This window comes from Kitasatospora arboriphila (assembly GCF_039528095.1).
Taxonomy (GTDB): Bacteria; Actinomycetota; Actinomycetes; order Streptomycetales; family Streptomycetaceae; genus Kitasatospora; species Kitasatospora arboriphila.
This window is the reverse complement of the sequence record NZ_BAAALD010000176.1, coordinates 1-7233: the sequence shown is the minus strand read 5'-3', so window position 1 is coordinate 7233 and position 7233 is coordinate 1. Positions and strand designations below refer to the sequence as shown.

Annotated in this window: 5 protein-coding genes and 1 pseudogene; all 6 read left to right on the top strand. The window is 74.8% G+C overall.

Annotation, left to right across the window (positions count from 1 at the left end; all coding sequences use genetic code 11):
* On the top strand, positions 1–2682 hold a 2682-nt coding region (gene infB, locus ABD353_RS38820; protein ID WP_344628442.1), incomplete at its 5' end, for a translation initiation factor IF-2.
* A 132-nt stretch (positions 2683–2814) separates the two neighbouring features.
* On the top strand, positions 2815–3111 hold the full coding sequence (locus tag ABD353_RS38815) for a DUF503 domain-containing protein (protein WP_030274794.1): 297 nt from the start codon (positions 2815–2817) through the stop codon (positions 3109–3111).
* A gap of 165 nt (positions 3112–3276) precedes the next feature.
* Positions 3277–3720 (top strand): 30S ribosome-binding factor RbfA, encoded by a 444-nt coding sequence (rbfA, locus tag ABD353_RS38810; RefSeq protein ID WP_344628441.1) that lies wholly within the window; start codon positions 3277–3279, stop codon positions 3718–3720.
* 2 nt (positions 3721–3722) lie between these two features.
* Positions 3723–4805 carry a DHH family phosphoesterase gene (locus ABD353_RS38805; RefSeq protein WP_344628440.1) on the top strand — a complete coding sequence of 361 codons (1083 nt, stop codon included), beginning with the start codon at positions 3723–3725 and terminating at the stop codon, positions 4803–4805.
* A 32-nt stretch (positions 4806–4837) separates the two neighbouring features.
* Positions 4838–5743 carry a tRNA pseudouridine(55) synthase TruB gene (gene truB / locus ABD353_RS38800; protein ID WP_344628439.1) on the top strand — a complete coding sequence of 302 codons (906 nt, stop codon included), beginning with the start codon at positions 4838–4840 and terminating at the stop codon, positions 5741–5743.
* A gap of 191 nt (positions 5744–5934) precedes the next feature.
* Positions 5935–7233 (top strand): annotated as a pseudogene (locus ABD353_RS38795) (hypothetical protein); the annotation flags it as partial.

The window sequence follows — 7233 nt, the reverse complement described above, 5'->3', positions numbered from 1 at the left end:
GCGCCGGCGGCCGAGTTCTCCTCCCCGGCTCCGGCCGGCGAGGCCCGTGAGTCCCGTGAGTCCCGTCCGGCCGCTGCGCGTCCGGCCAACCCCGCGGCCCGTCCGGGCCCGCGTCCGGCCGGCCCGCGTCCGGGCAACAACCCCTTCACGTCGAGCAACACCGGCATGGCCCGGCCCGGCGAGCGCCGTCAGGGCGGTCCCGGTGCCGGTGGCGCCCCGCGTCCCGGTGGCGACCGTCCGCGTCCGGGTGCCGGTGCACCCGGTGCCGGTGGTGCCCCGCGTCCGGGCGGCGACCGTCCGCGTCCGGGTGCCGGTGCACCCGGTGCCGGTGGTGCCCCGCGTCCCGGTGGCGCGCGTCCGGGTGGTCCCGGTGCCGGTGCTCCGCGTCCCGGTGGCGCTCCGCGTCCGGACGGGCTGCCCCGTCCCGCCGCGCCGCGTCCCGGTGGCCCGAGCCCCGCGGGCATGCCCCGTCCCAACCCCGGCATGATGCCGCAGCGTCCGGCCGGTCCGGGCTCGCGTCCGGGCCCGCGCCCGGGTGGCGGCCCCGGCGCGCGTCCGGGTGGTCCCGGTGCCGGAGGCGGCCGTCCCGGCTTCGCCGGTCGTCCGGCCGGTCCGGGCTCGCGTCCGGCGGGCGGCGGCTTCGGCGGCCCGCGTCCGGGTGGCGGTGCCGGTGGCGGTGGCGGCTTCGGCGGCGGCGGTGCCCGTCCCGGTGGCTTCGGCGGCCGTCCCGGTGGTCCGGGTGGCCGTGGTGGCACGCAGGGTGCCTTCGGTCGCGGTCCCGGTGGCCGTCCGGCCCGCGGTCGCAAGTCGAAGCGGGCGAAGCGCCAGGAGTACGAGGCCATGCAGGCCCCGTCCGTCGGCGGTGTGATGCTTCCTCGCGGCAACGGACAGACCGTCCGCCTGTCGCGCGGTGCCTCCCTGACGGACTTCGCGGAGAAGATCAACGCCAACCCGGCGGCGCTCGTCTCGGTGATGTTCAACCTGGGCGAGATGGTCACCGCGACCCAGTCGGTCTCCGACGCCACACTCGAGCTGCTGGCCGGCGAGATGGGCTTCGTGCTGGAGATCGTCAGCCGTGAGGACGAGGACCGCGAGCTGCTCGAGTCCTTCGACATCGACTTCGGTGCCGACGAGGGCGACGAGGAGATGCTGGCGCCGCGTCCGCCGGTCGTGACCGTCATGGGTCACGTCGACCACGGCAAGACCCGCCTGCTCGACGCCATCCGCAAGACCAACGTGGTGGCGGGCGAGGCCGGCGGCATCACCCAGCACATCGGTGCCTACCAGGTGCAGACCGAGGTGAACGGCGAGGAGCGCCGCATCACCTTCCTGGACACCCCGGGTCACGAGGCGTTCTCCGCCATGCGTGCCCGTGGTGCCAAGTCGACCGACATCGCGATCCTGGTGGTCGCGGCCAACGACGGCGTCATGCCGCAGACGATCGAGGCGCTGAACCACGCCAAGGCCGCCGGCGTGCCGATCGTGGTCGCGGTCAACAAGATCGACGTCGAGGGTGCCGACCCGACCAAGGTCCGCGGCCAGCTGACCGAGTTCGGTCTGGTGGCCGAGGAGTACGGCGGCGACACCATGTTCGTCGACATCTCCGCCCGCCAGGGCCTGCACATCGACCAGCTGCTGGAGGCCGTGGTCCTCACCGCGGACGCCTCGCTCGACCTCCGGGCCAACCCGGAGCAGGACGCGCAGGGCATCGCGATCGAGGCCCACCTGGACAAGGGCCGCGGCGCCATGGCGACGCTGCTCGTCCAGCGCGGCACGCTCCGCGTCGGCGACTCGATCGTCGTGGGCGACGCCTACGGCCGCGTCCGCGCGATGCTGGACGAGAACGGCAACAGCCTCAACGAGGCCGGCCCGTCCCGTCCGGTCCTGCTCCTCGGTCTGACCTCGGTGCCCCGCGCCGGCGACAGCTTCATCGTCGTCGACGAGGACCGCACCGCCCGCCAGATCGCCGAGAAGCGCGCCGCCCGCGACCGCAACGCGTCCATGGCCCAGCGCCGTGTCCGCGTCTCGCTCGAGGGTCTGGAGGCCGCCCTGGCCGCCGGCTCCATCGAGAAGCTCAACCTCATCATCAAGGGTGACGTCTCCGGTTCCGTCGAAGCCCTCGAGGACGCCCTCGTCAAGCTGGACGTGGGCGAGGAGGTCGAGCTCCGGATCCTGCACCGCGGTGTGGGTGCCATCACCGAGTCCGACGTGGACCTGGCGATGGGCTCGGACGCCATCATCATCGGCTTCAACGTGCGCGCCGAGGGGCGTGCCCGTACCGCGGCCGACCGCGAGGGCGTCGACATCCGGTACTACTCGGTCATCTACCAGGCGATCGAGGAGATCGAGGCCGCGCTCAAGGGCCTGCTCAAGCCCGAGTACGAGGAGGTGCGCCTCGGCTCCGCGGAGATCCGCGAGGTGTTCCGCTCCTCCAAGTTCGGCAACATCGCCGGTGTCCTGGTGCGCGAGGGCGTCATCCGACGCAACACCAAGGCCCGCCTGCTGCGCGACGGCAAGGTCGTGGCGGAGAACCTCAACATCGAGGGCCTGCGCCGCTTCAAGGACGACGCGACCGAGGTCCGCGAGGGCTTCGAGGCCGGTGTGACCCTGGGCTCGTACAACGACATCAAGGTCGACGATGTCATCGAGACCTACGAGATGCGCGAGAAGCCGCGCTCGTAACGGCTCACTGTCCGGGGCCGGCCGGCGGGTGCATAACCCGTCGACCGGCCCCGGTCTCGCTGTGTAGGGTCCTCGTACATCCCCGAGCAGGGATCTCTCCGAGGCCTCCAGGTCGGCTCTGACCTGCCACACATGTTCGTAGGAACACTCACGTTCGACCTCCTCCTGGGTGACGTCCACTCGTTGAAGGAGAAGCGCTCGATCGTGCGGCCCATCGTGGCCGAACTGCAGCGCAAGTACAGCGTGTGCGCTGCCGAAGTCGGGAACCAGGACCTGCACCGCCGGGCCGAGATCGGCCTCGCGGTGGTCTCCGGGGACGCCTCGTACGTCACCGAGGTCCTGGACAGCTGTGAGCGGCTCGTCGCCGGCCGCCCCGAGGTGATGCTGCTCTCCGCACGGAGGCGGTACCACCACGACGACGATGAGTGACCACCGGTCGGGCGGGACGCCCCCGCGGGAGCGGGAGTCGCCACCGTCACACCGATCAGGACCGAGAGCGCCCACAAGGCTGGGCGCGGGCAGGTACGTTGGGGCAGGGGCCCCACCGGGTGCGCGACCGACCCGGGTACCGGGCCCATCGCACGAGGAGGCAACGTGACCGACACCGCAAGGGCGCGCAAGCTCGCCGACCGCATCCAGGTGGTCGTCGCCGAGACCCTGCAGCGCCGGATCAAGGACCCGCGTCTGGGCTACGTGACCATCACCGACGCCCGGGTCACCGGGGACCTGCGCGAGGCCACCGTCTTCTACACCGTCTACGGTGACGAGACCGAGCGTCAGGCCAGCGCCGCCGCCCTGGAGAGCGCCAAGGGCGTCCTGCGCTCCGAGGTCGGCCGGCAGACCGGGGTGCGCTTCACGCCCACCCTGACCTTCGTCGCGGACGCGCTGCCGGACAACGCCAAGAACATCGACGACCTGCTCGACCGGGCCCGCCAGTCCGACGCGGCGGTGCGCACCGCCGCCGCCGGCGCCAGCTACGCCGGCGAGGCGGACCCGTACCGCAGCACCCGCGACGACGACGCGGACGAGGACGAGTAGGCATGACCGGCGAGCCGACGGCGGCCGGTACCGCGGGGGCGGTCTCCACCAGCACGGTGGAGCCTGCCCTCGCGGTGCTTCCGGGGCCACGCACGGAGGCCTCCGGCCTCGACCACGAGTGGCAGCGCGTCGTGGCGGAGATCGGGCGGGCCAGCGACATCGACCTGATCTGCCACATCAACCCGGACGGCGACGCCCTGGGCTCCGCGCTCGCCGCGGGCCTCGCACTGCGCTCGCTCGGCCACCGCGTCCGGGTCTCCTTCGGCGACGACCCGCAGATCGTCCCCGAGTCGCTGTCCTTCCTGCCCGGCCAGGAGCTGATCGTGCCCGCCGCGGACGTCCCCGACGTGCCCGAGCTGGTGCTCTGCTTCGACGTCGCCTCCGAGGGCCGCCTCGGCCTGCTCCGCGACAAGGCCTTCGCCGCCCCGGTCATGGTCGTCCTCGACCACCACGCCTCCAACCCGGGCTTCGGCACCCACCGGCTGATCGACCCGGGCGCCCCGGCCACCGCCGTGCTCGTCGACGAGCTGCTGCGCCGCCTCGGCGTCCCGCTCGACCAGGCGCTCGCCACCTGCCTCTACACCGGCGTCGCCACCGACACCGGCTCCTTCAAGTACGCCGCCACCACGCCGGCCACCCACGAGCTCGCCGCCCGGCTGCTCGCCACCGGCATCCGGCACGACCTGATCTCCCGCCAGCTCTGGGACACCTCCTCGTTCGGCTACCTCAAGGTGCTCGCCGGCGCCCTCGGGCGCGCGGTCTTCGAGCCGGACGCGGTCGGCGGCCGCGGCCTGGTGTGGACCTGGGTGCCGTACCAGGAGCTCGCCCTGTTCGGCGTCACCGTCGAGGAGATCGAGGGCCTGATCGACGTGCTCCGGCGGCCCGCCGAGGCCGAGGTCGCGCTCGTGCTCAAGCAGGACCCGGACGGCACCCTGCGCGGCTCCTGCCGCTCCAAGGGGGCCGTGGACGTCGCCGCGGCCTGCACCGAACTCGGCGGCGGCGGGCACGTCTACGCCGCCGGCTTCGCCGCCCGCGAGGACGTCGAGACGGTGGTGGCCCGCTTCCGGGCCGCGCTGGCCGGCTGACCCCGCCCACCCATTCCGCGAAGAAAGAACCCATGAAGCGCAAGGGAACTGGTCCGGACGGCCTGGTCGTCGTCGACAAGCCGGAGGGCATCACCTCGCACGGCGTGGTCGCCAAGCTGCGATGGCTGGCCGGCACCCGCAAGGTCGGCCACGCCGGCACCCTCGACCCGATGGCCACCGGCGTGCTGGTGCTCGGCGTCGAGCGGGCCACCCGGCTGCTCGGCCACCTGATGCTCACCAACAAGACCTACGAGGCGACGATCCGGCTCGGCCAGACCACGATCACCGACGACCGGGAGGGCGAGGTCACCGCCTCGACGCCGGCCGACGGCGTCGCCCGGGAGGCGATCGACACCGGGATCGCCGCGCTGACCGGCGAGATCATGCAGGTCCCGTCCAAGGTCTCCGCCATCAAGATCGACGGCAAGCGCTCCTACGCCCGGGTCCGCGAGGGCGAGGACTTCGAACTCGCCGCCCGGCCCACCACCGTGCACTCCTTCACCGTCCACGAGCAGCGGGCCGCGACCGCCGAGGACGGCACCCCGGTGATCGACCTCGACGTCACCGTCGAGTGTTCCTCCGGCACCTACATCCGCGCGCTCGCCCGCGACCTCGGCGAGGCCCTCGGCGTCGGCGGCCACCTCACCGTGCTGCGCCGCACCAAAGTCGGCCCGTACGGCCTGGAGCACGCCCGCACCCTGGAGCAGCTGGAGGAGAAGCTGGAGGTGCTGCCGATCGCCGACGCGGCGGCCGCCGCCTTCCCCCGCTGGGACATCGACGCCGAGCAGGCCAAGCTGCTCTCGCACGGCATGCGGCTCAAGGCCCCCGGCCTCGGCACGGACGGCCCGATCGCGGTCTTCGACCCGGAGGGCCGCTTCCTCGCCCTGGTCGAGGAGAAGGGCGGGCACGCCCGTCCGGTGGCCGTCTTCGTCGGCTGACCTGCGGCCTCTTCGCTCCCGCCGCTCCCGGTTCACTCCGCGTGCTCACCCTTTCGGGCGAGCGCACGGAGTGAACCGGTGTCGTGAACGGCGCGCGCAGGGTGGTGCGCCGTCCGCCGGGGGCAGACTCCCCGCGGTGAGTACGGCGGCCGGGCCGGCCGCCGGCTGACCCGGCGGGAGGGGCGGCGCGGATGGCGGGCAGACACCAGCCGGGGGCGACGGCAGGGCCGCGCCCGCCCCGACCCGCGGACGCCCTGGTGGGCGTCCTCGACGGAACGGGCCGGCTCCGCGGCCTCGGCTTCACCGCCGACCCGCAGGGCACCGTGGTCACCGCCCACGAGGTCGCCGCGGGCCCCGGAGCCCTGACCCTCCGACTGCCCGACGGCACCCTCCGGCCGCTCGGCCCGGACGCCGCCGAGCTGCTGCCCGAGCTCGGCCTCGCCCTGCTCCACCCCGCGGCCGACGGCCCGCCCGGGCCGGACCCGGCCAATGCGCCCGCCGCACCCGCCGGGGCCCTTCCGGCGGCTCTCCCGGCCGCCCTCCCGATCGCGCAGGACGCCGACCGGGCCGACGGGCGGCCGCTGGCCCTGCTCCGCCCCACCGCGCCGGACGGGACACCCGCAGCCCCGCACCCCGTCGGCCTGGCCGGCCGCTGCACCGCCGTGCTGGTGCTGCCGGAGGGCCTGCACGCCGTCCCCGGCACCCTCGTCCTCGCCGTACCGCCGCAGGCCGTGCTGCCCGGCACCCCCGTGCTGGACACCACCACCGGCGCCGTCCTCGCCGTCCTCGCCCCGGCCCTGCGCGGCGAGCGCCCCGACACCGTCGCGGCCGCCCCGCTCATCGGCACGGGCCTGCACCGGCTGCTGCGGCGCAACGCCGAGAGCGTCCCCGCGCACGGCACCGCACTCAACCTCGGCGGAGTCCTCCAACTCGCCGCCGCCCAGCTGCACTCCGCCGGCCCCGGCCCGTCCCGGACGGCCGAGCTCGCCGCCGACCGCACCGACCGGGCCGACGGCCTCACCGGCGAGGAACCCGACGACCTGCTCACCGTGCTGGTCGGCGCCCCCGGCAGCGGACGCAGCACCGAACTCGCCGCCCTGGCCGTACGGCGCGGCGCGGGCACCCGCCCGCTGCCCACCCTCCGGCTGCGCGGCGCCGACCTCGCCCCCGGCGACACCTCGCTCGCCGACCCGGTCGCCCGCGCCCTCGCCGGCGCTACTGACCGCCCCGCCGCCCCCGCCCCCGCCGCCGCCCGGGCCGCCCGCCTCTGCGCCGACGCCGCCCGCCCGCTGCTCGTCCTGCTGGACGCCCCCGAGGAGGCCCCCACCGCCCCCTCCCGCGCCTGGTGGGCCGCCACCGCGGCCTGGCTCGCCGAGCACCGCGTCCGGCTGCTCACCGCCTGCCGCCCCGAGACCTGGGACGGCCCCGACACCCCCGTCGGCCGCACCTCCGTCCTGACCCGCGGCCAGGGCACCGAGTTCGACTCGCTG